24 protein-coding genes and 3 pseudogenes are annotated in these 23,490 nt (G+C 45.0%); 11 read left to right on the top strand and 16 right to left on the bottom strand.

From position 1 onward, the window contains the following. Nucleotides 1-69 precede the first annotated feature (69 nt). Complete coding sequence (cwlK, locus tag AU387_RS00625) at nucleotides 70-573, top strand: peptidoglycan L-alanyl-D-glutamate endopeptidase CwlK (RefSeq protein WP_044162047.1); 504 nt, start codon at nucleotides 70-72, stop codon at nucleotides 571-573. Between the two features lie 5 nt (nucleotides 574-578). Here cwlK and AU387_RS00620 read toward each other — a convergent pair whose 3' ends face one another. Together AU387_RS00620 and AU387_RS00615 are read right to left on the bottom strand one after the other, a co-directional pair. Next, nucleotides 579-1,940, bottom strand: coding sequence for a YcdB/YcdC domain-containing protein (locus AU387_RS00620; protein WP_059334432.1), 1,362 nt, complete (start codon nucleotides 1,938-1,940; stop codon nucleotides 579-581). A gap of 185 nt (nucleotides 1,941-2,125) precedes the next feature. Beyond that, nucleotides 2,126-3,547 (bottom strand): YcdB/YcdC domain-containing protein, encoded by a 1,422-nt coding sequence (locus AU387_RS00615; RefSeq protein WP_059334633.1) that lies wholly within the window; start codon nucleotides 3,545-3,547, stop codon nucleotides 2,126-2,128. Nucleotides 3,548-3,711: 164 nt separating this feature from the next. Between AU387_RS00615 and AU387_RS21535 the strand changes: the two are divergent. Next, a pseudogene (locus tag AU387_RS21535) lies at nucleotides 3,712-3,842 on the top strand (hypothetical protein). Between the two features lie 23 nt (nucleotides 3,843-3,865). Continuing rightward, the gene (locus tag AU387_RS00610; RefSeq protein WP_059292019.1) at nucleotides 3,866-4,930 is read left to right on the top strand and encodes a DUF4352 domain-containing protein; all 1,065 of its coding nucleotides are present in this window, start codon (nucleotides 3,866-3,868) and stop codon (nucleotides 4,928-4,930) included. Between the two features lie 37 nt (nucleotides 4,931-4,967). On the opposite strand, the gene AU387_RS00605 is transcribed toward AU387_RS00610, so the two are convergent. From AU387_RS00605 to natA, 3 genes are all read right to left on the bottom strand, one after another. Continuing rightward, entirely contained in the window at nucleotides 4,968-5,900 is a 933-nt protein-coding gene (locus AU387_RS00605) for an aldo/keto reductase (RefSeq protein ID WP_059334431.1), read from the bottom strand. A gap of 135 nt (nucleotides 5,901-6,035) precedes the next feature. Then, nucleotides 6,036-7,196, bottom strand: coding sequence for an ABC transporter permease (locus AU387_RS00600; protein WP_059334430.1), 1,161 nt, complete (start codon nucleotides 7,194-7,196; stop codon nucleotides 6,036-6,038). Continuing rightward, nucleotides 7,197-7,937, bottom strand: coding sequence for a sodium ABC transporter ATP-binding protein NatA (natA, locus tag AU387_RS00595; RefSeq protein WP_059334429.1), 741 nt, complete (start codon nucleotides 7,935-7,937; stop codon nucleotides 7,197-7,199). A gap of 143 nt (nucleotides 7,938-8,080) precedes the next feature. Here natA and natR point away from each other — a divergent pair, with 143 nt between their 5' ends. Together natR and natK are read left to right on the top strand one after the other, a co-directional pair. After that, a complete protein-coding gene (gene natR, locus AU387_RS00590) occupies nucleotides 8,081-8,782 on the top strand; it encodes a two-component system response regulator NatR (RefSeq protein WP_059334428.1) in 702 nt (233 codons plus the stop codon). A 12-nt stretch (nucleotides 8,783-8,794) separates the two neighbouring features. Continuing rightward, on the top strand, nucleotides 8,795-9,751 hold the full coding sequence (gene natK / locus AU387_RS00585) for a two-component system sensor histidine kinase NatK (protein ID WP_059334427.1): 957 nt from the start codon (nucleotides 8,795-8,797) through the stop codon (nucleotides 9,749-9,751). Between the two features lie 44 nt (nucleotides 9,752-9,795). Here the strand turns inward: natK and AU387_RS00580 are convergent, their stop codons facing one another. Then, complete coding sequence (locus AU387_RS00580; protein WP_044162061.1) at nucleotides 9,796-10,875, bottom strand: helix-turn-helix domain-containing protein; 1,080 nt, start codon at nucleotides 10,873-10,875, stop codon at nucleotides 9,796-9,798. Nucleotides 10,876-11,111: 236 nt separating this feature from the next. Between AU387_RS00580 and AU387_RS00575 the strand changes: the two genes are divergently transcribed. Then, nucleotides 11,112-11,495, top strand: coding sequence for an RDD family protein (locus tag AU387_RS00575; protein WP_059334631.1), 384 nt, complete (start codon nucleotides 11,112-11,114; stop codon nucleotides 11,493-11,495). Nucleotides 11,496-11,532: 37 nt separating this feature from the next. On the opposite strand, the gene estA is transcribed toward AU387_RS00575, so the two are convergent. Then, on the bottom strand, nucleotides 11,533-12,171 hold the full coding sequence (estA, locus tag AU387_RS00570) for a lipase EstA (RefSeq protein ID WP_044162064.1): 639 nt from the start codon (nucleotides 12,169-12,171) through the stop codon (nucleotides 11,533-11,535). A 170-nt stretch (nucleotides 12,172-12,341) separates the two neighbouring features. Then, nucleotides 12,342-13,475, bottom strand: a complete 1,134-nt coding sequence (locus tag AU387_RS00565; protein WP_044162065.1) for a type II asparaginase — start codon at nucleotides 13,473-13,475, stop codon at nucleotides 12,342-12,344. Nucleotides 13,476-13,691: 216 nt separating this feature from the next. On the opposite strand from AU387_RS00565, the gene lmrA reads away from it, so the two are divergent. Further along, nucleotides 13,692-14,258, top strand: a complete 567-nt coding sequence (gene lmrA / locus AU387_RS00560; RefSeq protein WP_059292028.1) for a transcriptional regulator LmrA — start codon at nucleotides 13,692-13,694, stop codon at nucleotides 14,256-14,258. Nucleotides 14,259-14,315: 57 nt separating this feature from the next. Next, complete coding sequence (lmr(B), locus tag AU387_RS00555) at nucleotides 14,316-15,758, top strand: lincomycin efflux MFS transporter Lmr(B) (protein ID WP_063623076.1); 1,443 nt, start codon at nucleotides 14,316-14,318, stop codon at nucleotides 15,756-15,758. 115 nt (nucleotides 15,759-15,873) lie between these two features. Here the strand turns inward: lmr(B) and AU387_RS00550 are convergent, their stop codons facing one another. Next, nucleotides 15,874-16,989 (bottom strand): aminotransferase class V-fold PLP-dependent enzyme, encoded by a 1,116-nt coding sequence (locus AU387_RS00550; protein WP_059334426.1) that lies wholly within the window; start codon nucleotides 16,987-16,989, stop codon nucleotides 15,874-15,876. An 80-nt stretch (nucleotides 16,990-17,069) separates the two neighbouring features. Between AU387_RS00550 and pcp the strand changes: the two genes are divergently transcribed. Beyond that, on the top strand, nucleotides 17,070-17,717 hold the full coding sequence (gene pcp, locus AU387_RS00545) for a pyroglutamyl-peptidase I (protein ID WP_059334425.1): 648 nt from the start codon (nucleotides 17,070-17,072) through the stop codon (nucleotides 17,715-17,717). Here the strand turns inward: pcp and tatC are convergent. The 6 genes from tatC to AU387_RS00520 form a co-directional block, all read right to left on the bottom strand. Further along, the gene (tatC, locus tag AU387_RS00540; RefSeq protein WP_024120100.1) at nucleotides 17,714-18,439 is read right to left on the bottom strand and encodes a twin-arginine translocase subunit TatC; all 726 of its coding nucleotides are present in this window, start codon (nucleotides 18,437-18,439) and stop codon (nucleotides 17,714-17,716) included. The two genes, pcp and tatC, sit on opposite strands and share 4 nt — an antisense overlap. A 61-nt stretch (nucleotides 18,440-18,500) precedes the next feature. After that, a complete protein-coding gene (gene tatAD, locus AU387_RS00535) occupies nucleotides 18,501-18,713 on the bottom strand; it encodes a sec-independent protein translocase protein TatAD (RefSeq protein WP_010332899.1) in 213 nt (70 codons plus the stop codon). Between the two features lie 13 nt (nucleotides 18,714-18,726). Next, entirely contained in the window at nucleotides 18,727-20,478 is a 1,752-nt protein-coding gene (gene phoD / locus AU387_RS00530; RefSeq protein WP_059334424.1) for an alkaline phosphatase PhoD, read from the bottom strand. Nucleotides 20,479-20,532: 54 nt separating this feature from the next. Beyond that, complete coding sequence (locus AU387_RS21740) at nucleotides 20,533-20,682, bottom strand: hypothetical protein (RefSeq protein ID WP_063623077.1); 150 nt, start codon at nucleotides 20,680-20,682, stop codon at nucleotides 20,533-20,535. A 78-nt stretch (nucleotides 20,683-20,760) separates the two neighbouring features. After that, nucleotides 20,761-21,498 carry a vWA domain-containing protein gene (locus AU387_RS00525; RefSeq protein WP_059334423.1) on the bottom strand — a complete coding sequence of 246 codons (738 nt, stop codon included), beginning with the start codon at nucleotides 21,496-21,498 and terminating at the stop codon, nucleotides 20,761-20,763. Nucleotides 21,499-21,594: 96 nt separating this feature from the next. Then, nucleotides 21,595-22,023 carry a cell wall hydrolase gene (locus tag AU387_RS00520; RefSeq protein ID WP_044162074.1) on the bottom strand — a complete coding sequence of 143 codons (429 nt, stop codon included), beginning with the start codon at nucleotides 22,021-22,023 and terminating at the stop codon, nucleotides 21,595-21,597. 345 nt (nucleotides 22,024-22,368) lie between these two features. Between AU387_RS00520 and AU387_RS00515 the strand changes: the two genes are divergently transcribed. Beyond that, nucleotides 22,369-22,755 (top strand): YndM family protein, encoded by a 387-nt coding sequence (locus tag AU387_RS00515; protein WP_010332895.1) that lies wholly within the window; start codon nucleotides 22,369-22,371, stop codon nucleotides 22,753-22,755. After that, a pseudogene (locus AU387_RS21845) lies at nucleotides 22,727-22,789 on the top strand (hypothetical protein); the annotation flags it as partial. The gene AU387_RS00515 and the pseudogene AU387_RS21845, both read left to right, overlap by 29 nt. Here the strand turns inward: AU387_RS21845 and AU387_RS00510 are convergent. After that, nucleotides 22,790-23,484: pseudogene (locus AU387_RS00510) on the bottom strand (ABC transporter permease). Between the last annotated feature and the right edge of the window lie 6 nt (nucleotides 23,485-23,490).

Genomic DNA, 23,490 nt, shown 5'->3' with positions numbered 1-23,490 from the left:
ATTCTCTTTTAGAGAGAGTCAATGGCTTAAAACATAACATTCAGCACCTCATGAGAAAGTGAGACCGATATGAAGTTAATAGCAAAAACATCCTTTATCTTATGCCTCCTGTTTGTGGCGGACCTTTGTTTTTCATATGTGCGGCACGCATGGCACGCTCAAACTGCCCTGCAGGACAGGCCTGTTCCGTCTGCTCTTGATCCGATTGTGAAGCAGAATGCCGATACCCTCAAGGCGGCCGCTGCGAATAAAGGCATCTCAATCGTGATTACCGAAGGATTCAGATCCTTCAAGGAACAAGACGAATTATATAAGCAAGGACGTACAAAAAAAGGGAATATTGTCACCTATGCAAAAGGAGGGGAATCGTATCATAACTATGGTTTGGCGATTGATTTCGCTCTTCAGAAAAAGGATGGAAGCATCTTATGGGATATGGATTACGACGGCAATCAAAACGGGAAATCAGATTGGCTGGAGGTCGTCACCATCGCTAAAAAACTCGGATTTGAGTGGGGCGGGGATTGGGAACGGTTCAAGGATTACCCTCACTTGCAGATGATTCCCGACTAGACACCTCACAGCCTCTTCTTTTTTCTTTTATGCGCGTCAATATATGAAGGATAAATCGGCTTATACACAAGCTTATAATGCTGATGGCTGCCTGCTGAAAAATCAGGCTGCCATTCCAGCTTCACATCAAACGCAGATAAAAATGCTTCTCTCGCTTCGTCAGCTGAAACATCCGGTTTGTGGTTGATTGTTTCTAATTGCTCTGGGTCTATATCCGGAGCCATAAAAGCGTCAATTTTTCCGGTTTCCGGGTTGACGATGATGCGGGCAGCGCCGAACCGCAGCGGTATTCCTTTATACCAGACAGAAAAATGATTACGGACCCTGCCTCTTTCATCGATTCGGATTGGATTAACTCTGAAAAACTCATCAGCTCTCGGATAGAGTGCGTACAAAAACTGAAGCGCTGTCTCTTGGCATTCTTCCATTGAGTAATGTGCAGAAGTCTGCTGTTCCATAAAAGAAATAGCCGCTTTTAATTTTCCTGTTTTTTTATCAGTCTTCATCTTGATTGTATTTTTATTTCTCGCTGCAAAATAGCTTCCTATGCTTAAATCCTTTCGCTCCGGTGCACTGCCTTTGCGCCAAGTGCTTCCAAGTTCCTCTCCGAAGTCCTTTTCACCGACTTTTTTCATATCAGGGGTAAATCCCAGCATTCCATATATATCGGTTTCTTCTTTTTTTTCAAGCGGCGGGAGAGGCACCCCGTTTTCCGTTCTTTCATCCGATATATGCTGGTCAGGCACGATTTCATCTACATCCGCTGGATAGCTGTAACCCGGCAAAATCGGTTCATAGACGAGCCTGGGCGACTGTTCATCATCAATGACGTCATACATGAGACGTAAAGACATGGTATTGACGTAATGAGAAATAACCTTCTCTTTCTCTACGAATTCCTTTGGGATGTCGGCTTTGTTCCCTTCTCCGTAATATAAAAAATGGACAATCTGTCCGCTGCGGGTAATATCTATTAAAAATCCTGAATTAGGAAGCGAGAGGCCCAGCTGTTTTTTTGTATAAACAAACCGGATGTGATGCCCTCGTTCTTCCTTGGCTTGAAAATGAAATTTCATAAATGTGGCCGGATGGTGGGCTGCGGCAAACTGAAGAGCTGTCAGCTTCAGCTCGGCATCTGGGAGCTTTTTGTCCTGCTCGAGGCCGGCGGCTGTTGAAAATGTGAGCAAAGCGCCGTCATTCGAGAGTTCTACGATAATTTGCTTTTCCGGATTTTCGGGGTCCTTCCAAATGAAGTATGCATGCCCCTTCTTCTTTTGTTTTTGAGCATAATCTTCGATCTCAAGCTCATAATGCGGCGGTACATTTCCGATCTCTTGCGCCTTCTTTTTCAGCTGTTTGTTTACCAATGAAGTCATCCTTTCAAAGAGTCTACGACAAAGAGAACCTTGTTTATTATATAAAAAGACCCTTCTTCTTTGAAAGTGAAGAAAGGTCCTTTTCTATTAAGGAAACTGGGTTCCCATATTCTTTCTATTACTTTTTTCATACCTCAGCCAGTACACACGCCGGAAATGTGTGACTTTTGACTGTTTTAGAATACACTCATGACAGCCTCACCAGTATGGGCATCAATCAATCTCGGATATACCGGCTTGTAGACGAGCCGGTAGCTGTATTCTTCATCTTCTTTGTATTCTCTCTCCCAGCCAAGCTCCACTTTAAAATGGCGCCAAAAGATAGACTTGGCTTGTTCCGGTGAAATGGATGGAACAGGGTCAATAGCTTGGAGCACTTCAGGGTCAATGTCCGGTCCCATGTAAACGGTAATAAGTCCGGTCTGGCGGCTGACGCAGATTTTGACCTGCCCAAACCGAAGCGGAACTCCGTTACAGTGCACGTCAAACGTAAAGACGGCTGACGAGCTTTCTTCATCCTGTTCATCGTATTTGATCTTAAAATATTGATCAGCATTCGGAAACAACGCAAACAGAAAACGAATGGCGATTTTTTCGCACTCTTCCTCGCTTACGGTATACGGCCCTTTTTCGTCTATAAACGACATAACACCTTCAAGTTTTCCGGTTTCTTTGTTATGGATGGTTTTCAGCACTTGGTGAATCCGTCCTCTTAACCAGCTGTCCATGCTTTTATCCGCCCGTTGATACACAGGATTATCCGGATTCCGCCAGACGACCCCGATTCTCCCATCCCCTAGATCCGTTTCCCGCTCTTTGACAAAGCCTTTTTCGATCCCGATCATGCTGCCAGGATCAGCCTTTTCGTGAATGCCCTCGAATAAAGGGAGAGGAAAGCTTTCCCGCTCCCTGTAATCGTCATCATCAAATTCTTTGTCTTCTCGAACCAAATCAGCAGGCACGGTAATGGCCCTACATTCAGGCTCATACACCAAATGCGGCTGATCGTTCCCGTTTTTGTAAACAGAACGATGAATAACCTCGAACAAAAGGTCGAACTTTACGTCCTTCTTGATGAAGGCAAGTGCCTCTTCATAATCCGCGACCCGCTTTGGCTTGATGATTCTGCCCGCTTTGCCATAATAGGAGAAGAAAATCATCTCACCTGATAAGGAAACTTCAGCAATAAACCCACTCATGGGAAGAGGAAGCCCGGCCTCTATTTGAACATATGAAAATCTCACTTTATCGTCGTATGTACGGTCATTTTCTACACGGGCAAAGGCAGAGAGCGCCCTAGGATAATAGCTCTCGACAAATTGGCACATGATATCCTCTAATTGCTCCTCAGACAGCCTTTCTCCGCTTTCAGACTCAATATCACGAGAAAGGTATTTCAGCTCCCCCTCCGGTCCAAGTTCTACGGTAATGCCGATGTTTTCATCCTGAGGATCCAACCAACAAAAATGTGCTCTTTTCTCATTATCACAATAATCTTCAATTTCCAGCTTTAAGTGTGTCGGCACACGGCCGATTTCCAGTGCTTTTTGTTTCAATTCCTCTTTTTTCACCAAGGCGGCCCCCTTCTTCGTTCGAATGTCACCCTTCGAATGATCACAAAGTAATAGTCTAATATACACAAATTTCTGTGTTTTCCAGTTTTACCAGAACATTTTTCACCAAAAATAGTATGATGAACCTATTCAATATAAAAGCTAATAATCTTAAAATTAATTCCGTTGCAACTTTTTATAGGTCATCAATCGCAAAGAAGGACGGAGTTTCCAGAAATCTGGGTAAAACCATGAGAAAAGAACCGATTTTTTTGGCTGCATGATGTCAATCCATTCAAAAAGATCCAATTCTCAAAGACAAAAGACTCCCCTTTCCTAAAACCATTTGAGGAGGAAAAATGAATGTTTCAGAAAAAAACGTACGCTGTTTTCCTTGTTCTCCTGCTGATGCTGTTTACAGCTGCTTGTTCCGGAAGTAAAACAAGCGCGGAGAAGAAAAATTCAGAAACAGAAAAAAGCGCAGATATAGCTCAAGTTAAGATCAAAGATGTCTCTTATACACTTCCGTCTCAATATGATAAGTCAACTTCAGATGATCAGCTCGTGTTAAAGGTAAATGTCGCTGTGAAAAACACAGGGAAAGAACCGCTTAATGTAGACAATATGGATTTCACTTTGTACCAGGGTGATACCAAAATGTCTGACACAGATCCTGAAGACTATAACGAAAAGCTGCAGGGCAGCACGATCAACACTGACAAATCCGTTGAAGGAAATCTTTTCTTCGTTGTAGATAAAGGCGAAAAATACGAGCTGAATTATACGCCGGAATCTTACGGTGATAAGAAGCCAAAATCAGTCACATTCAAAATTGATGGAAAAGACAAAAAAATTCTTGCGACAGCAGATCAGCTCCAAGACTCTGCGAAAGCTTTATCGGCATATATAGATGTCCTTCTTTTCGGTAAAGATAACAAAGATTTCGAAAAAATCACCGGCGCTAACAAAAATGAGATTGTGAACGACTTTAACGAGTCAGCAAAAGACGGCTACCTCTCAGCTTCAGGCCTTTCAAGCACATATGCGGACAGCAAAGCGCTTGATAATATCGTGAACGGCATTAAAGCGGGATTAAGCAAAAACTCATCGATTCAAGCGAAAACAACTTCGATCTCCAAAGACGAAGCGATTGTTGAAGCCACAATTAAACCAGTAGATGCATCTTCACTCTCAGATCGCATCGAAGACAGAGTGAAAGACTACTACAGCAAAAATGCTGGCGCAAGCTATGAAGAAGCTGTGAAATACGCGCTTCAAGTATATCCTGAGGAATTCAAAAAGCTCGGACCGGCTTCATCTGAAAAAACAGTTGAAGTGAAAATGAAGAAAAATGACATCGACCAGTGGCAGCTTGATATGGACGATTACAGAGCAGCAGAATTAGTTGAAGCATTCATTAAAGAATAAACATCAAAAGGAAATAGCCCTTTGGCTATTTCCTTTTTTATTTAAAAATCTCGCTGATGAAATCTGCTTCATCATCCGTCAGTTCAACATCTAACGTTTTCAGGTTAGCCTTCAGCTGTTCCGGGCGCTTAGCACCTGGAATAATGGCGTCTACAGCCGGTCTCGTTAACAGCCAAGCCAAGGCGACATGAGCCGTTTCCGCATTCTTTTCCTCAGCTGCCGCTTTGAGCTTGTCCACTTTTTTCAAGTTTTGAATAAAGGTGTCTCCCTGGAATTGCGGCTTGTCCTTACGAATGTCGTCAAAGGCATCATCTTTTGTAAACTTTCCGGTCAGCAGCCCGGATGCGAGCGGGAAGTACGGAATAAAGGAAATCCCGTGTTTTTCACAGTATGGGAGCAGCTCCTTCTCAGCATCACGCTGAATTAAAGAGTATTCTGATTGAAAGACCTCCAAGTACCCGTCCGCATTAAACTCCTGCAATTGCTGATAATTGAGATTCGAAGCCCCGATCGCTTTAATTTTCCCTTCATCCTTCAGTTCCTTCAGCGTGCCTGCGACTTCCACAAGAGGTGTCTTGCCATCCGGAAAATGAACATAATACAGATCGATGTAATCTGTCTTCAGCCGCTTCAGGCTCTTTTCCACCTCGCCGCGAAGAAATTCCCGGCTGTTGTCTAATTCAATGCTGCCGTTTACTTCTTTATGGGCTCCTTTAGAGGCGATAATGAGCTGATCCCGGACACCGCGTTCCTGAACAACCTCACCGATTAATTCTTCGGATCGCCCCAATCCATATATAAAGGCAGTATCGATAAAGTTCACGCCGCCGTCCAATGCCGTGCGAACCAAGTCCTTGCCAGTTTCATCATTCAGATTCGGAAACAGATTATGCCCGCCGACCGCATTTGCGCCGAATCCGATCCGTTTCACCTGTAAATTCGTTTGCCCAAGTGCACGTGTTTGATCCATTGTCCCTTCTCCTTCCGAAATGATTTGATGAAAAATAGCGCAGGTTCCACTTTCTGTATTAGATATCCTTTTTCTATTTTCCTTCTTTTTTCAGCATACACAAAAAGGAGAAAGTGTATTTCTCCTTTTGCAAGTTTATTTTGGAAGAACCCATTTGTCTTTTAAGAAGCAGGCTCTGGCCAGTAAAAAGAAAAAGGCGATGAGCACGACGATGGTTCCGCACGTGTATAGAATGACAGCCGGATTTATCATCCCGAATAACAGCTGTTTAAATAAGGCGTGCAGGTTTAGGAATGGGATGAAAAAGTAGGATAGATCGATTTGATTCGGCGCCTTATTGAAGATGAAAAACATCGGGAATATAGGCAGAAAGACGACAAGAGACATATAGCTCTGCGCTTCTTTTACCGTGCCGGAAATGATGCTGATCATAAGCTCCATTGCGGCGATCAGCATTGCAGAAAGCACGATGATCAAGGCTGAAGCTCCGATAATGACCCATAAGTGATCTCCCAGCTGAAAGGCTGTTCTTAACTTTTCCGTAAATAAGACGGTGCACAGAATCAGAAAGATCAGTGACAATACGCCAGAAGCTATCCCGAAGGTAGAAACCGCAAGCCACTTGCCGACTAACACTTTGTTTCTGCTGACCGGGGTTAACAGCAGCGCTTCTATGGATTTCCGGTCCTTTTCTCCGGCAATAATATCAAGAGCGATCGGCATGGCACCGGAAACGATTGATGTTAAAAGCAGCATCGGAAGAATGGCGGAAAGCATGATCGCGGAAACGCCTTGCTCTTCATCTGCTTCTTTTTGCTGAACCGAAAACGGCTGGATCACCGAGTGGTCAATATGTTTACTCGTTAAACGTTCTTGCACAATTTCATTTTTGTACTGCTCTAAGGCAGATTGCACAAGCTGCATAGCATTTGATGAACCTTGATCGACCGAGCTGCCGTAAACGTCAACCTCAAAAGATGTCATACTGGTGATATAAGAATCAAACTCTTTCGGGACGTTCAGATACACATCCGCTTTGCCATCATCGACCGCCTGTTCAGGTTTTGCGAATGTCTTTACATTGATTTCGTCAATCGCATTCAGCTTATGTTCCAGCTCAGACGGCAGGGACTGGCCGACAGCGATCGTGTACTGCTCCCCTTTGTCCGACAGCATGCTTTCGTAGAAAAACACAAGGCCCAGCATCGTAATCATCGGAACCAAGATCGTCAGTAAAATTGTTTTTCTGTCCCGTAATGCGTCGATCATCTCTTTTTTATAAATCTGTCCTACCATTTATGAAATCCCCCTGACCAGCTTAGACATAAAGATGTAGTTCAAATCGTCGCTGCGTTCGCTCTCGTATAGTGTTTCAAGTGCTCCTCTGTAAATGACCTCTCCGCTGTGCATCATAATGACACTGTCACAGAGCGCCTGTACCTCCTCCATAATGTGGCTGGAGAACAGGATGGTTTTGTGTTCTCTTTTCAGCTGCTGAATAAATTCACGGAAGATATTGCTTGACGTAATATCTAGTCCTGTCGTCGGCTCGTCAAATAAAATGATATCCGGATCGTGAATCAGCGCCCTGGCAATGGCGACTTTCTGCCTCATTCCTTTTGAAAACCCGCCCACTTTCCGGTCCATATAATCACGCATGCCGAACCGTTTTGATAAATCTTCAATTCTCGCTTTGATTTCGTGGCGGTTCAGCCCATACAGCCGGCCAAAGTACTGTAAATTTTCTTTTGCAGTCATCCGGTCATAGAGTCCTGTTTCTCCCCCGAATAAGACGCCGATTCGTTTCTTGACCTCCGCCGGCTGCTTGGCCGTGTCAAAGCCGTCTACTGTGATCGTGCCCTGTGTCGGTTCAAGCAGGGTCGCGATCATTCTCAGCATCGTTGTTTTGCCGGCTCCGTTTTCTCCGAGAATGCCAACGACTTCTCCTTTTTGGATCGTTAAGCTTACATCACGCACAGCTTTGACTACTTTTTTCTTATCTGTAAACCTGCGGCTGCAATCCGTCAGTGTAATCATGTCACAATCTCCCTTTTCGTTATTTCTAGTATTGACTATATACGAAAAGCTGGATTTGTTGGATAAAGTTGTCGCGAAGAGTTCTTTTTATGTCGCGAAATGGGATAAAATAAAGATGATTCTATTTAACTAGGGGAATGATAATGGTAAAAGTCGGACTAGTCGATGATTATCGAGTAGATTTAGAGAAGCTGGAAGCAATCGTGTCCAGAATGCAGGATGTCGAAATTGTCTTTGCAACCGATTCGGCGGAGGAAGCTTACAGCCGGGTGAAGAACGGGGACATTGATCTTCTGCTTGCCGATATTGAGATGCCTCACATGTCAGGCTACGAGCTGGCGGATTTAATCAGATCTCATTCGCTGGATGTGGATGTGATTTTCGTCACCGGCAACAGCGGCTATGCGGTTCACGCATTTGATCTGAACGTCCACGACTATATTATGAAGCCGTACCACGCCAATCGTCTCAGCTCTTCCTTCGAACGTTATTTCAAAAAGAAAACGGAAACGAGCTTGAACGGGCGGATTTTGATTAAACAAAAATCTAAAATGCATGTGCTGCAAAAGAAGGATATCATTTTCGCCGAACGCACAGGACGGTCGACAACGATTGTGACAACATCTGAAGAAGTGCAAACGTATCAAACATTAAACGATATTAAAGGCGATCTGCCGGAGAAGGATTTTCTTCGTTCGCACCGCTCCTTTATTATCAACATTCATTACATTAAGCATTTTTCCGCTTATACGAAGCATTCGTTTACGGTTTCGTTTGAGGGAACATCTAAAAAAGCGATGATTACCAAGCAGCAGCTTGATTATTTTCAAAACTATTATTTTTGAGGAGCGCAGGTTGTGATAACTCTGTTTCAATGTCTTTATTTGTTTTTATTCAGTTTCCTATTTTATCAGTCGGCTGCCATTCTATCGAACAGCACAGCCGTTTCTTGGCTCGCCGCTGCTTTAGGCGCGGCGGCAGCGGTTTTATACATATGGAAAACGAAGCATATGCGGGATCGCTGTCCGCTTCAGCTCTATTCATGCATCGCCGTGATTCACATTCTGTCGGCGGCGTTTTTGCTGATCGCCCCCTCTGGATTGGCGGTGCTGCTTGTGATTGTGATATTCGCAACGTGTGAATGGCTCCGCATCGGGCTGTGCCGCTCGCTGACAAAGCTTTTTAAACAAATCGATCGGCTGACTCAGGCTGAACAGCACGCCAATCGAATGCTGATGGATGTGAGGAGCCGGAATCACGATACAATGAAGCATATCACAGCGCTCAGCTCGGCGCAGTCAGAGCCGGACACACAAACATACATAAAACATTGGGCGGGCCAGTACAGTCAATATGACCGGTTTTTGAAAGGAGAGAGTGCGTACATTGCAGGGGTGCTGTATGACTTTCTGGAAAAAGCAAACGCTTCGAATGTGAACGTTTCACTGCATTTGCATACACCGCTTTCTTCCCTCCCTTTCTCGCCCGCTGATCAGGTCAGCCTGGCCGGCAACATATTAGAAAATGCGCTCGACAGCGCTGCAGAGGCCCCTGAGAAAGCGGAGATCAAGCTGGAGACATCATTGCGAAGCGGGCTTTATGTGCTGATTTGTGAAAATACGACACCCGGCATGGAACCGAAAGTGCTCGATACACTGTATCAGTCATTCGGCTATACGACGAAAAGCGGCACTCATGAAGGAATCGGCACTTATGTGATCCAAAAGCTGGTGAACCAAGCTTTTGGAAAGCTTGATTTCACATATCGCCATCCTGTCTTCCGATTAGAAATCAAAATTCCGTTCCAAAAATAAAAAACCTTGAAAAGCTTGGCTTTTCAAGGTTTTTTTGTTCGTCATTAAGATGTTAATGATTGTGCAAAGCGATCCGCTTCATCTTGAAGCGTGCTTTCAATTTCTTTGTAGCGGCTTGAAATCGTTGATGCGCTTACGCCGTATTTTTTCGCCAGCTTGGCTTGGGAAACGGTTGCGCCGTTAAGAGAGATTGCATTCACATAATATTCAACTGCCGCCGCAAAAGCTTCCGGCTTTCTGATGACAGGTGATTTTTTCTCGCAGAACGATTTCCAAATGTCAATGACTGCCGGAATCAGCTCATTCGGATATTCATCTCCGCTCATGCCTTTTTCGATCGCCGCCGCTGTTTCTTTCTCCATGTCATTTGCCCACTCAACGCTGCTTTCTTGAACAGGCTCCGCTTGCTGCGGCTGTTCATCTTTTTCAGCTAACAGCGCGAAAAGTACGTTGTTGAACTCCTGCTTCATGAAGTCCTCCGGCGTTTTGCCGTTTTTCACTGCAGCATCCGCATATGTCTTCACCTTGCTGATCAGCTCTTCCGTTCTCTTCACTGGGAAAATTGTGAACTGCATGAAGAATTCCGCTTTTTCCGCTTCGTGAATCGGATAGCCGAGAATCAAGCTTCCCACTGGAGGGAGGTCTTGACTTGTGACGTCCATTTCCACGTCGAATTGTTTTTTCGTAATGACATCTTCAAAATGAATAACTGCTTCTTTCATATCCTTCAGCAGCAATAAAGCAGGCGTCATGCTCTTCCAAGATTCAACGATCTCACGTGTTTTCGGGCGGGTGATCGAATCGCCTTTTTTCTGAAGGTACTCTTCAAAGATCGTTTTGCCACCAGCGAGCGGGTGGAAGAAGATTCCCCAGATTCCTAAATTAAATACACTGATGTCCTTTGTCTGCCTGTCCATAGTAGAAAGAAAATCATGCTGGTTGATAAAACCTGAAATGCTTTCTCTATGTACTGTGAAGGCATACTCCACTAAGTCTTCCTGAATTTGTTTTGCTTCTTTTGCCGCTAATTCTGTCGGGAAGTCGACAACTTTATTTCCGCAGCATTTTTTATATTTCTTACCGCTGCCGCATGGGCAAGGGGCATTTCTTTTCACTTTTCCCACAATAAACCCTCCGAATTCTGTTGTAACTTTTCTATTTTAACAAAAATAACTTCTGAGGGCTTGGTTTCGGGCTAAAAAAGAATTTGGTAATGTGACAGCCTGGTTCATTATGTAAATTCACCTATGACTTTTTCATCAACTTTTGTAATGTAAGACTTATAACCTATTCCCACTTTAGGCCCTTCTTTTTTACAATTGTTAGGTGTTTATCTAAAATTTTTAAGGAAGTGTTTATGTTGGAACTAGCTGGTTTTATGCTGCGCGCCTGCGCTCTTGTGCTTGACGTGATCATTGCGGCCGCAGTGATTGCAGCATCCGGATTTATGTTTGGCGACGGGTCCGCTGGCGTCATTGCTGTCGCCATATTGATGCTGCTTGTGTATCCTTTGCTGATGCCGCTGACAAATTGGAAGGGTACGCTGGGCAAAAAAATCATCGGGCTGCAAATCGTGAGAGATGAAACACACGAGAAAATCTCCCTCCCTCAGGCTATTGTCCGTTACATGATAGCGTGGGTCCATGTGTTTTCCCGCCTGATCTATTTAACAGCCGCATTTACGAAGAAAAAACAAACCGTTCATGATATGGCTGCGAAAACAATTGTGCTGAAAGCAGAATAACCTTGAAGAATAGGATTCTTCAAGGTTATGTTTCTCATTAGTTCGTATTTTGTCCGCCGCCGTTCAGCCCTTCTTTAATCAGGCTGTTGACTTGGCTGCTGTACAGAAGGCCGATATGTCCGACACCGTGGATACGAACATTTTTTGCCCCTTCTAAGTTAGACAGATAGTTCATAACAATCATGTCCGCCGAGCTGTAAATGGACGTATATAAAATCTTTTGATTTGGGTCCGTTCCCGGAAGCGCCTTGTTTGAAACAAGACGGTTCGCGCCGCCAAGCGTTACGACGTTTTCAATTTTATTACCGCCGTCCAGTTTTTTTATGTAATAAAGCGTGTTGGCGCCCCCCATGCTGTGAGCGACAATGTCCACTTTTTTCGCACCGGTTTCATCTAATACCTTTTGCACAAAACGTGATAATACTGGGCCGTTGTTTAAGTTATTGCCTGTCTTGTCCCAAAAATCTACAGCATACAGCTTGTCCCGTGACCAGCCTTGTGATGCCAAATAAGTTTTAATACCGGCAAAGTTAAAAGAAGCTCCGCCAATTCCGTGAACCATTACCACCGGATTATGTTCAGCGGCTTTCGCTGACGGCTGCATCGCAAACATGGATGTAACTGACAGCGCAACAATTGTTACAAGTGCAATGATCTTACCTCTTAAAAGTTTCATAGTTTCCTCCTTTTTTTGTAACAAATTCATAAATTATATTACTTTGCCAAAATAATTAAGTAAAGGGTAAATTTTACTTATTTTTAAAGAAATTTTAAGGTTGAGAGAACATTTGAGCTGTTTATGATCCCGAAAATGCAAAAAAAGAAGGCTTTTTCGCCTTCTTCTCTTTAATATTCATTAAAATAGTCTTGGATTTTTTTAGGATCATCTGTTTTGGTGAGCGCGAGCATTAACAATATCCGGGCTTTTTGCGGATTTAAGGAGTTTGATGCCAAAAGGCCGTTTTTCACATAGTCGCCGTTCGGTGTGACGACCCCATTCCCCGTACGGGTTGAGCGAACCACTGTGACGCCTTTTTTGACCGCACTGACTGCTCCTTTTTCGGCTGCGTCAGATAAAGATCCGTTGCCTGATCCTGCGAACACTATGCCTTTTGCTCCGGCTTTCACAGCTGCATCAAACAGATAGCTTCCGTCATTTTGGTAGCCGTACAGAATGTCTACTTGCGGCAGTTTATCAAGGCTGGAAATCGAGAACTCGGTATCCTTTGTATGCTTGCGTGTCATTTCATTATGAAAATAAATGTCATCGGCAATCGTTCCGACGTATCCCATTTCTTCTGATTTAAAGGTGTCTGTTGCGGTTGTGTTGGTTTTTGTAACGTATCGTGCTGCAGCAATGCGGTCATTGAGAACGACGAGCGTCCCTTTCCCTTTTGCGTCAGGTGCGCCCGCCACTTTAACTGCGTTGTACAAGTTGGACGGGCCGTCAGCACTGATGGCTGTAGACGGCCTCATCGAACCGGCAACAACAACCGGTTTATCACTTTTCACAATGAGGTTCAGAAAATAAGCCGTTTCTTCTAATGTATCTGTTCCGTGAGTCACGACAATACCGTCAACATCTTCTGAAGAAAGCAGTTTGTTGACTCGTTTTCCGAGCTTCAGCAATGTTTTATTATCAATGTTTGTGCTTCCGACGTTAACCACTTGCTCGCCGCTGACATTCGCAATGGCCTTCATCTCTGGCACCGCTTCGATCAGAGACTCAACGCCGACGACACCTGCTTTGTATTCAGTTGTAGAGGTTTTTGATTTATCGGCTCCGGCAATCGTACCTCCTGTCGCCAGTATTTTGATATTTGGAAGGTCATTTTTTTTGGAAGCAGAAGCTGAAGAAACTTTTTGTGTCTGCGGTTTTTCTTTTGGGGATTCTTTTGCTTCAGGAGATTGTGAGCATCCGGTAAAAGCAAGCAATAGTGCGGTAAAAAGGGTCAGTAAGAGGAATCGTTGTGTTTTCATGTTTTTCTCTCCTTTTGTATGGTAACGTCTTTACGCTTTTTAATAATTGAATATTTTATTTATTCAGTCAAAATGTGCGTCAGGTTATCTCTCAGTTTTTTATATGCTTACTTTATTTTCTTATACAAGTTTCTTTATCTTGACAATCGATGGGGGAATCAAGATAATAGACCAGTCACTATATTTTATGATCGCAATCAGTAAGGTGGGAATGTTATGAGCTATGGAGATTCTCGTGAGAAAATCCTTTCTGCAGCTACCCGGCTTTTTCAGCTGCAGGGGTATTACGGCACGGGACTGAACCAGATTATTAAAGAAAGCGGTGCACCTAAAGGCTCTCTTTACTACCACTTTCCCGGCGGTAAAGAACAGCTGGCAATTGAAGCCGTGAATGAAATGAAGGAATACATCCGCCAGAAAATCACAGACTGCATGGACGTGAGCACTGATCCCGCAGAAAGCATTCAAGCCTTTTTGAAGGAGCTCTCCTGTCAATTCTCATGCACAGAGGACATCGAAGGCTTGCCCGTCGGCTTGCTTGCGGCAGAGACATCATTAAAAAGCGAGCCTTTGCGAAAAGCCTGTGATGAAGCCTACAAAGCGTGGTCCCTTGTGTTTGAGGAAAAATTGCAGCTGTCGGGTTACAGCGAGAGCCATGCCAAGGAATCAAGCATCGTCATTAACGCGATGATTGAAGGCGGCATTCTTTTATCATTAACGGCAAAAGACAGCACACCGCTTCTTCATATCTCCAGCCGCATTCCCGCTCTGTTGAAGAAATAAAAAAAGAGACATACTACTACAAGCTGAGTGAATACATTCAGATGAACGAGAGGAGAAATAGATTTGGAAACAGCAGCTAAAGCATCTCAGCAATATAAAGTGATGCCCATTATGATATCTTTGCTGACGGCCGGTTTTATCGGCATGTTCAGTGAAACAGCGCTGAATATCGCGTTAACCGATCTTATGAAGGAATTGAACATTACAGCAGCAACCGTTCAATGGTTAACAACAGGCTATTTGCTTGTGCTCGGTATTCTTGTTCCTGTTTCAGGTCTGCTATTGCAGTGGTTTACAACTAGACAGCTTTTTACTGTGTCACTGATTTTTTCAATCATAGGCACCCTGATTGCGGCGCTTGCGCCTAGCTTCTCATTTTTATTAGCGGCGAGAATCGTTCAGGCACTGGGAACGGGACTCTTATTACCGCTCATGTTTAATACGATTTTGGTGATTTTCCCGCCCCATAAACGGGGAGCGGCCATGGGAACAATCGGGCTTGTCATTATGTTTGCGCCGGCAATCGGCCCTACATTTTCCGGGTTGGTTCTTGAGCACCTTAACTGGCACTGGATTTTCTGGATCTCTCTTCCGTTCCTTGTGCTTGCGCTCATTTTCGGTATCCTGTACATGCAAAATGTGTCTGACATCACAAAACCTAAAATTGATGTCCTGTCTATTATTCTGTCGACGATCGGTTTCGGCGGCATTGTGTTTGGATTCAGCAACGCGGGGGAAGGCTCTGGCGGATGGTCCAGCCCGACTGTGATCGTTTCACTTATTGTCGGGGTTATCGCCCTTATTCTATTTTCAATCCGTCAGCTGACGATGAAGCAGCCGATGATGAACCTGCGTGCATTCAGATACCCGATGTTTATTTTGGGCGTCATTATGGTCTTTATTTGCATGATGGTCATCCTGTCATCCATGCTGCTTCTGCCGATGTATCTGCAAGGCGGCTTAGTCTTAACAGCATTTGCCTCAGGACTTATTCTCTTGCCGGGCGGTATTTTAAACGGATTTATGTCACCTGTCACAGGCCGTCTGTTTGATAAATACGGACCGAAATGGCTTGTTATTCCGGGATTTTTGATTGTGACTATTGTTCTGTGGCTCTTCTCAAATCTCACGACAGCTTCAACAGCAGTGCTGATTATCGTGCTGCATACCTGCTTGATGATTGGGATCTCCATGATTATGATGCCTGCTCAGACAAACGGTTTAAACCAGCTTCCGCGTGAGTTTTATCCGGACGGCACTGCCATTATGAACACACTTCAGCAAATGGCGGGCGCGATCGGGACAGCTGTTGCGGTCAGCATCATGGCTGCCGGTCAGCATGACTACATGAGCAGCGTAAAAAATCCAGCCGATCCGGCAGTCATTCCGCAAGCATTGACAGCTGGCGTTCAGCATGCATTTGTCTTTGCGATGATTGTTGCGATTATCGGTTTAATTGCCGCTTTCTTTTTAAAGCGAGTAAAGGTTGATCATCAATAAGAAAACCCCCTGATCTTGAGGTCAGGGGGTTTTTTATACCTATATCGGACAACATACTCAAGCAAGACGCGAGCGGCGCCGAAGGAGGTGAACATCTACTTTTAGGTGATCGCTTTTAACGCGCGGATAAAATCGCAGCCATTTCATCAATCGCATAACGCAGTTCGCCCTTCGTATTATAAAAGTGGGGAGCGAGACGGATGACATTGTCCCGCGGAGCACAAATCACGTTTTTCTTCTTTAGTAACGCCGCCGTTTCCGATGCCCGTTCATCCCGAATGGAAATCATGCCCGGCTGCTGTCCTGATGGCGCCCCCGCAAGCTTCAGACCTTTTTCAGCTGCATATTGAAACGCATCGGCACTCACTGCTTTTATATGATCGCGGATACGGGACATTCCGATATGATTCAGCAGCGATAAAGCCGCAGCCGCTGCATACACGCTAATAAAAGCAGGGGTTCCTGTTTGAAAACGCCTCGCGCCTTCTGCATAAGACGACGCCCCAAACCCGTTTTCCCGCCCGAACCAAGCAGATGCTTTGGGCTTCAGCTCGTTCGCCAGCTCTTTTCTCACATAAAGAAACGCCATGCCCGGTATGCCGAGCATATACTTTCTGGTGCCTGCCGCCAGCATATCTATGCCCCATTCTTTCATATCAATAGGAATATGCCCGGCAGATTGATAAGCATCCACAAAGACCATCGATCCCTTTCTCTTGGCGATGGCAGCGATGGCTTTTATATCCTGAATGCAGCCGTCACGATAATGAACGTGCGGAACACAGGTCAGCACCGTCTCTTCCGTGATATACCTTTCATATTGTTCGAGCGGCAGCTCACTGTCTATTGAAGGGATCACAGATACATTATAATCAGATTGTGCCTGCCAAATATGAGACACCGCCGGGAAATCCATCTCCGTGTATACAACCTGTTTCTTTTTAACAGCAGACAAGGATGATGCCACGGAAATCAGCGCATCAGAAACTGACGGCACAATCGCAATCTCTTCTGGCTCAGCCCCTACCAGCCTCGCAAACTCGTTTCTGGCACTCTCTGTCTTTTCAATCGCTTCATTCCAGTTCGTCCCCCTATGCAGCAAGCTGTCATGATAATCTTGTATCGCCTTTGACACCGGCTCTGCCAACGCGCTCTGTGAGCAGCTGGCAAGCATGATGCGGCTCTGCACGGTTGGGAACAGATGTCGGTACTGCTGCGGCAAATGTTCCATTCTGATTCACTCCTTTTTATTATTTTGATGAAAAATCCAGAAATAAACAATAGAATAATAGAAAAAAGGAGATGGCTTCCATGAGAAAAAAAGTGCTCTTCACAGGTTTTGACCCTTTTGATCAGGAAACTGTCAATCCATCGTGGGAAGCGGTGAAACGGCTGAATGGCTTTGAAACGGATCAGGTGGTCATCGCTTCGGCACAAATTCCGACTGTGTTCAGAACCGCTCTCGACACTTTGCGGCAAGCGATTCATAAACATCAGCCGGACATCGTGATCTGCGTCGGGCAAGCCGGCGGCCGGATGCAGGTGACACCGGAACGGGTCGCGATCAATCTTGCAGACGCGCGTATCCCGGATAATGAAGGAAACCAGCCGATTGATGAGGAGATTTCTCCCGGCGGGCCTGCCGCTTACTGGACAGGGCTTCCGATTAAACGCATCACATCTCAAATGAAGGAAAACGGCATTCCGGCGGCTGTTTCCTTTACGGCCGGCACATTTGTATGCAACTATCTGTTCTACGGGTTAATGGATCACATTCACCGTACGTCTCCGCACATTCACGGCGGGTTTATCCACATTCCGTACATTCCGGAACAAACAATCGACAAAACAGCGCCGAGCCTCAGCCTCGACATGATCGTCAAAGCATTGAGGATCGCCGCTGTTACGGCCGCACAATATGATCAGGATACGAAGTCACCCGGCGGCGCGCTGCACTAAGCGGCGGCCGCTTCACTGGTCAGTCTCTTTTTGTATACAAACGCTGATAGTGTGACGCTCACTTCGAACAGGACAAGCAGCGGAATCATCACGAGAAAATCAGAAATAAAGTCTGGCGGGGTAATCAATATGGACACCACGATCAGCAGAAAATAGGACAGCTTTCTCGCTTTGGCCAGCCGGTATGGATTTAAGATGCCTAACCTTGTCAAAAACATCACCACAAGGGGCATTTCAAACAGAAAACCGAACGGCAGGCTCAAATTCACCATAAACCTGAAATAGCGGTCAGCGGTAAACATCGTTTCAAAATGGCCGGCAGACAAATGTGTCAAAAAGCCGAGAACGATCGGAAACAACACAAAATATCCGAACGAGATGCCGGCCAGAAACAGGGCGAATAATCCCGGTATGTACATCAGTGTCACGTTGCGCTCCGTTTTTGTCAGCGCCGGCGCTACAAAACGCCAAAGCTGATAGGCGGCAACGGGGATGGAGGCGGCAATCGCACAAATGCCGGCAAGCATCATATATACCCAGAGAATTTCACTCGGTCCGAGAACAGCTAATTTCCCGTCAAAATCTCTGATCAGCCAATCATAAATGTCCTCCACAAACAAAAAAGCCGTAATTAAAAACAGAAGAAAAGCCGCAAGTGTGAAGATGATCCGACGGCGAAGCTCTTCTAAATGTCCGATCAGATGAGTTTCTTTTTTATCCATTCAAAAAAGCCCTCCCTTTCATGAGAAAAAGAGGCAGACCATGCGTCTGCCTCATCAGCACTCAGCCTGCGTTTTTGTCCTGCTTGACCGCTGACAGCTCAGCTGATTTTTCTTCTTTTTCATCACCAGACACAAGTGATTTTGTGGCGCTTTTGAATTCCAGCAGAGTCCGACCGGCGGCTCGTCCGATTTCCGGAAGCTTTGAAGGGCCAAAAATAATGAGGGCGATGACAAAGATCAGAATCAAACCTGGTATTCCAATGTTTGAAAACATAATGTTTCACTCCTTAATGCGTAATTTTTGCCCGTTTTTTGATCATTTGTTTTTCATGGGCTTTGTTGTGCTCAAAGAAACGATCCTCTTCGACTTCATTGGATTGTTTCACTCCGCCTTGAACCATTGTCGAGGATACCTTTCTCAATCCGGTTTGGTCTTTTTGATAAACGAATGAAGCCCGTGTGGAAATGGCTGCTCCCGGCTCTGTCACAAATGGCATTACCCGATAATCAGCTTTCCACTGGTGAGGCGTTACTGTACAGCGGACATATCCGCGGTAATCGTTAAAGAACTTGATATGTGGATTTTCCTTTAAAATTTGATCGGTATCCGCCCGCTTATCCGCTCCGTTTCCTCCGGATGTGATGGAAGTGCCGACAAATTCAGCCCCGAAAATTTTTGAGCTTGTTTTATTAAAATCGACATGCAGATTCGATGCCCAGCTTGCGTGTACATCTCCTGTCAGCACGACAACATTGTTTAAATTTTTGCTGTTAATGTAATTGACGACCCGTTCGCGCTGAGCCGGATAACCGTCCCATGAATCCATGCTGTAAATCGGGCTTGAGCTTGTCCCGAAATTCCACTTCGCAAAGAAGATTTGCTGTGCCAGCACATTCCAATATGCTGTCGAGCTGCTCAAATTATTAAAAAGCCATTGCTCCTGTTCTTTTCCTAACAAGGTCCGATTCGGATTGAGCGATTCATCAGAAGGCGGCTTATTGCCGTCGTTATTGGCTTGGTCATCTCTGTACTGACGTGTATCCAGCACATTAAATGATGCCAGATTTCCATACGTAAAGTGGCGGTACAGCTGCATATCCGGGCCATTCGGCAGAGAGGAGATGCGGAGCGGCATATGCTCATAATAAGCCTGATACGCCGCCGCACGGCGCAATACAAACGCGTCAACCGACTGCCCTTTTTCCGGGATTTTATTGGCATAGTTATTTTCAACTTCATGGTCATCCCACGTGACAACCCAAGGAAACGCCGCATGCGCCGCTTTTAAATTAGCGTCTGAACGGTATTGGGCATGGCGGTTTCGATAGTCCTGCAGCGTGATGATTTCCGCGCTGCTATGCGTGCGGACATTGCCTGTTTTTGATACATATTCATTTGGGCCGTATTCATATATGTAATCACCGAGATGGAAGACAAGATCAAGCTTTTCCTTCGCCATATGCTTGTAGGCTGTATAATAGCCATGCTCATATTGCTGGCAGGAAGCGAAGGCAAAGGTCATTTTCGGCACATTGGCACCTGGGGCCGGCAGTGTTTTTGTTTTTCCGACAGGACTTAGCTCATGTCCAGTTTTGAATCGGTAGTAGTACACTTTGTTCGGTTCAAGCCCGTCCGCTTCCACGTGGACAGAATGGGCGAGACTCGGTTTGGCCATTTCTGTGCCCTTTCTCACGATCTTACGGAAATGCTCATCCTTTGCGACTTCCCATTTGACTGGAACCGCCTTGTTCGGCATTCCTCCACCGTTCAGTGGATCTGGCGCCAGACGTGTCCAGAGTACGACACTGTCAGAAAGCGGATCACCTGACGCTACCCCTAATGTAAACGGATAGCTTGAGAATTTAGGCGCAGCATTTACTTCAAAGGCCCCAACCGACTGGGCAATCGTTAATCCAAGAGAAAGTCCTGCAATCTTACCCGCTCCTTGAATAAATTTGCGGCGGTCAAACGTATTGTTTTGAAAGCTTTCCTCTTTCAGTTTCTGTACCCATTCATCAAAACGACTGTCATATGCCATTCCAGATCCCCTCTCTTCTCATTGATCGCTTTCATTATAGGAAACGATTGTTAATTAGCTGTGAAGAAGTGTGAAGGGATTGTAAGCACTGAACATCGGAAACAGGACTTCATTCACAGCCCCTTCGCCGAAACATGCCGACAGCTGGCAAAACGGCGTGTTTTCTGTATATCCTGTCGTTTGCAAGCCGCCCTTTTTACCCATTTTTCTTCACATGATCTTAAAAAAACAAAAACACCGAGCGATTTTGCAGAATCACTCAGTGTTTGGAAAAGCTGTCTGTTATTTAGAAAACAATCTGCTGAAAAAGCCCTTCTTTTCCGGTTTTGCAGCTTCAGGCTCTTGTTCTATTAAAATTCCTTTTTCCTTCACTTCTTGCAGCCAAAATGGAAATTCAGTAAGCAATGCATCATAAAGCTCATCATCAGAGATGCGTTCAATGTCTTCGATATGCAGGAAGTTTGCGTTATCAACAACACGCCCTTCTAGCGTATCCAGTTTATGAAGAAAATCGAAATTGCCGTTTCCGATGCCGACAAACTGCCAAAACACCGGTTTATCAGAGGCAGCTTCAATAATGGGTTTGATGGATTTTTTACACCCTCCATCATTAATAAAAACGATAAAGGCGGGATATGAACTCGGTTCTTCCACAACATATTTATGTAATACATCTTTCATGACCGGCGGCTCATCATTTCTCCCGAATTTATGCAAGAGTTCATTATTCAAAATTTCGCGATCAACATAGCCTGAAAAAGAAAAATCGATTTCAGAGACTGGCTTTAACCGGGAGAATTCATTATCATAAACCCATACATCAAGCAGGCCGTTATCATCAAACTGATCAGCCACAGCCAAAATCCGCTCCACCACTTTTTGAACCGTTCCGTTTTTATACAGCGTTCTCATTGAACCGGTAATATCCAGCACCAGCCCAACACGAGCCGTCACCTTGGTTAACTGTTTTTTCTCCAGTACGATTTTTACGCTCTTCTTTTGCAGGTCAATTGTCGCCATCTTTGTCATCTCCTGTAGTTCTTTTCTACGATTATCTCACAGAAATATTTTCCAATAAAGAAAAAACACCGTTCAAATGCGAACGGCGTCCTGCCCCTAAAAAGTGTTATATACGTTTTCACATGTTTCGGCCGTCGGCTGATAAAAACAATGTGATTTGAATCTGGCCACAAACGGCTGGTTATACCAGGTCGGCGGGCAGTTTCCTTCCGGCTTGAAATACCACAAGCTGAATTTTGCCGGCCAGAACCTCTCCCCGTTTATCGTCCGGCGCGCCAAGGCCCGCTCGCTTTCCCGCGGTCTTTGATAAAAGTATCCATGGGTCACCGCTTCAAACGCATGCGGCTGAAAAATCATCTGCCTGATGGTGCGGAGGCCTTTAAAATCAGAGCAATTGGCCCTCAGCCGATTAATCCCAACATTTCCGACAAGCAGCATCCCCTGCTTTCCTTCACCTTCCGCTTCCGCTCTGAGCAGCCGTGCCATCAAGTTGACATCAGCGCTTGTTGCTCTCACAACCGCCATCACGTCACCTCCCCTTTTTCTCCTTTCATCATATTGCAATACCCAAAGAGTGATGACGGAGGGACAGGAGAAGTTTTAAAATTTATTCTCCCGCTACTGTCACAAACCATAAAGATCGGTAATTGCAGAAGAAAAGTGGACATCTGGCCGTCAAGGAAATCTAATGTAAAATCCCGGATTCCACGAGCATGGCAGCTGCCGCTTCATCCCCCGATCCATAACAGTTCTTCAGCCTTTTTCCTCCTGTAGCCGAAAACGCTTTTAAAGAACACTAAGTAATGTTTAACTTTCCGTATTTGAGGAATCATACATAACAAATCAGATAAAAGAAGGAGGAACCTTATCATGACACATGTGAAAGCGCTCGCGATTAAAGGTATTATGACGATTATTGTTTTGTATTTGGTGCTGGGTCTTGGCTTTGGTTTCACGTTTGGTGATACGCTGCTGATGACGGTTGTGTTAGGGGTCATTTCTTATTTGCTTGGAGACCTTTATGTATTGCCCCGATGGAACAATATGATCGCCACTTTAGCTGATTTCGGTTTGGCATTTCTCGTGATTTGGCTGATGGGCATGCCGCTTTCTATGGGGATGACTGGCGGAGAAATTGCGCTGGCGGCTCTATTTGGAGCAATCGCCATGGCCATCGGTGAATATTGCTTCCATTTCTATATGATGAGCAAAGAAATTGGCAAAAAGCATTATCTTGAAACAAGAACAGATTCATAAACAAAAGGCCGGTGCTGACAGCATCGGCCTTCTATCATAAAGCATCTTCCCGGTCTATGTTTCGGACAGACCAAATCGCTATCAAGATGCCGATCGCACCTAAAGAAAGCGGAATGTAGATAATCGTTGCCAGCGATAACTCGGGGCTTTGCTGGCTGATCAGTATCGTCAATATAACCGATGAAATGATAGCAGCCGGAACAGAGCGTTTCCTCATTCCAAAATATAAAGGAATAAAACTCAAGCAAGCAGCCGAAGCGGCATATATCGCCATACTGCCGACCTCTTGCCCGATAGTCTGGACTGATAACATCGCAGGTGTAAGTTGATAATATTGATTGATTTGCGCAAAGATGAATGCAAGCGCAAGTTCAGACACCATAATGGTGATAAACGTCAGTCCGCCTGTAATCAGCAGCTTGGCAGCAATCAGTTTTTTCCGGCTGATGGGATATGTAAACATGACGGTAATCGTTTTATTTTTGTACTCGCTAATAATCAATTTGGCAATCAGCACACTGGCGAAAACAACAAATACAGATCTTACAAACGTTCCAAGCAAAAATAGCGTGGATGCCGCATCAGTCATCATCTCCGGCTGCGGGAGTTTTTTTCTTCTGATGCGATCAAGCACATAAATCCGAGAATACATAAATTCGCAATAACGGCGCCTCTGTAATACCAGCCTACTTTCATTTTTTTCAATTCAAGTTTCATTAAATTCAACATGTTGTT

It is taken from the genome of Bacillus halotolerans, from assembly GCF_001517105.1.
Classification (GTDB): domain Bacteria; phylum Bacillota; class Bacilli; order Bacillales; family Bacillaceae; genus Bacillus; species Bacillus halotolerans.
The sequence above is the reverse complement of the archived record's forward strand: the minus strand, read 5'-3'. Positions and strand labels throughout refer to the sequence as shown.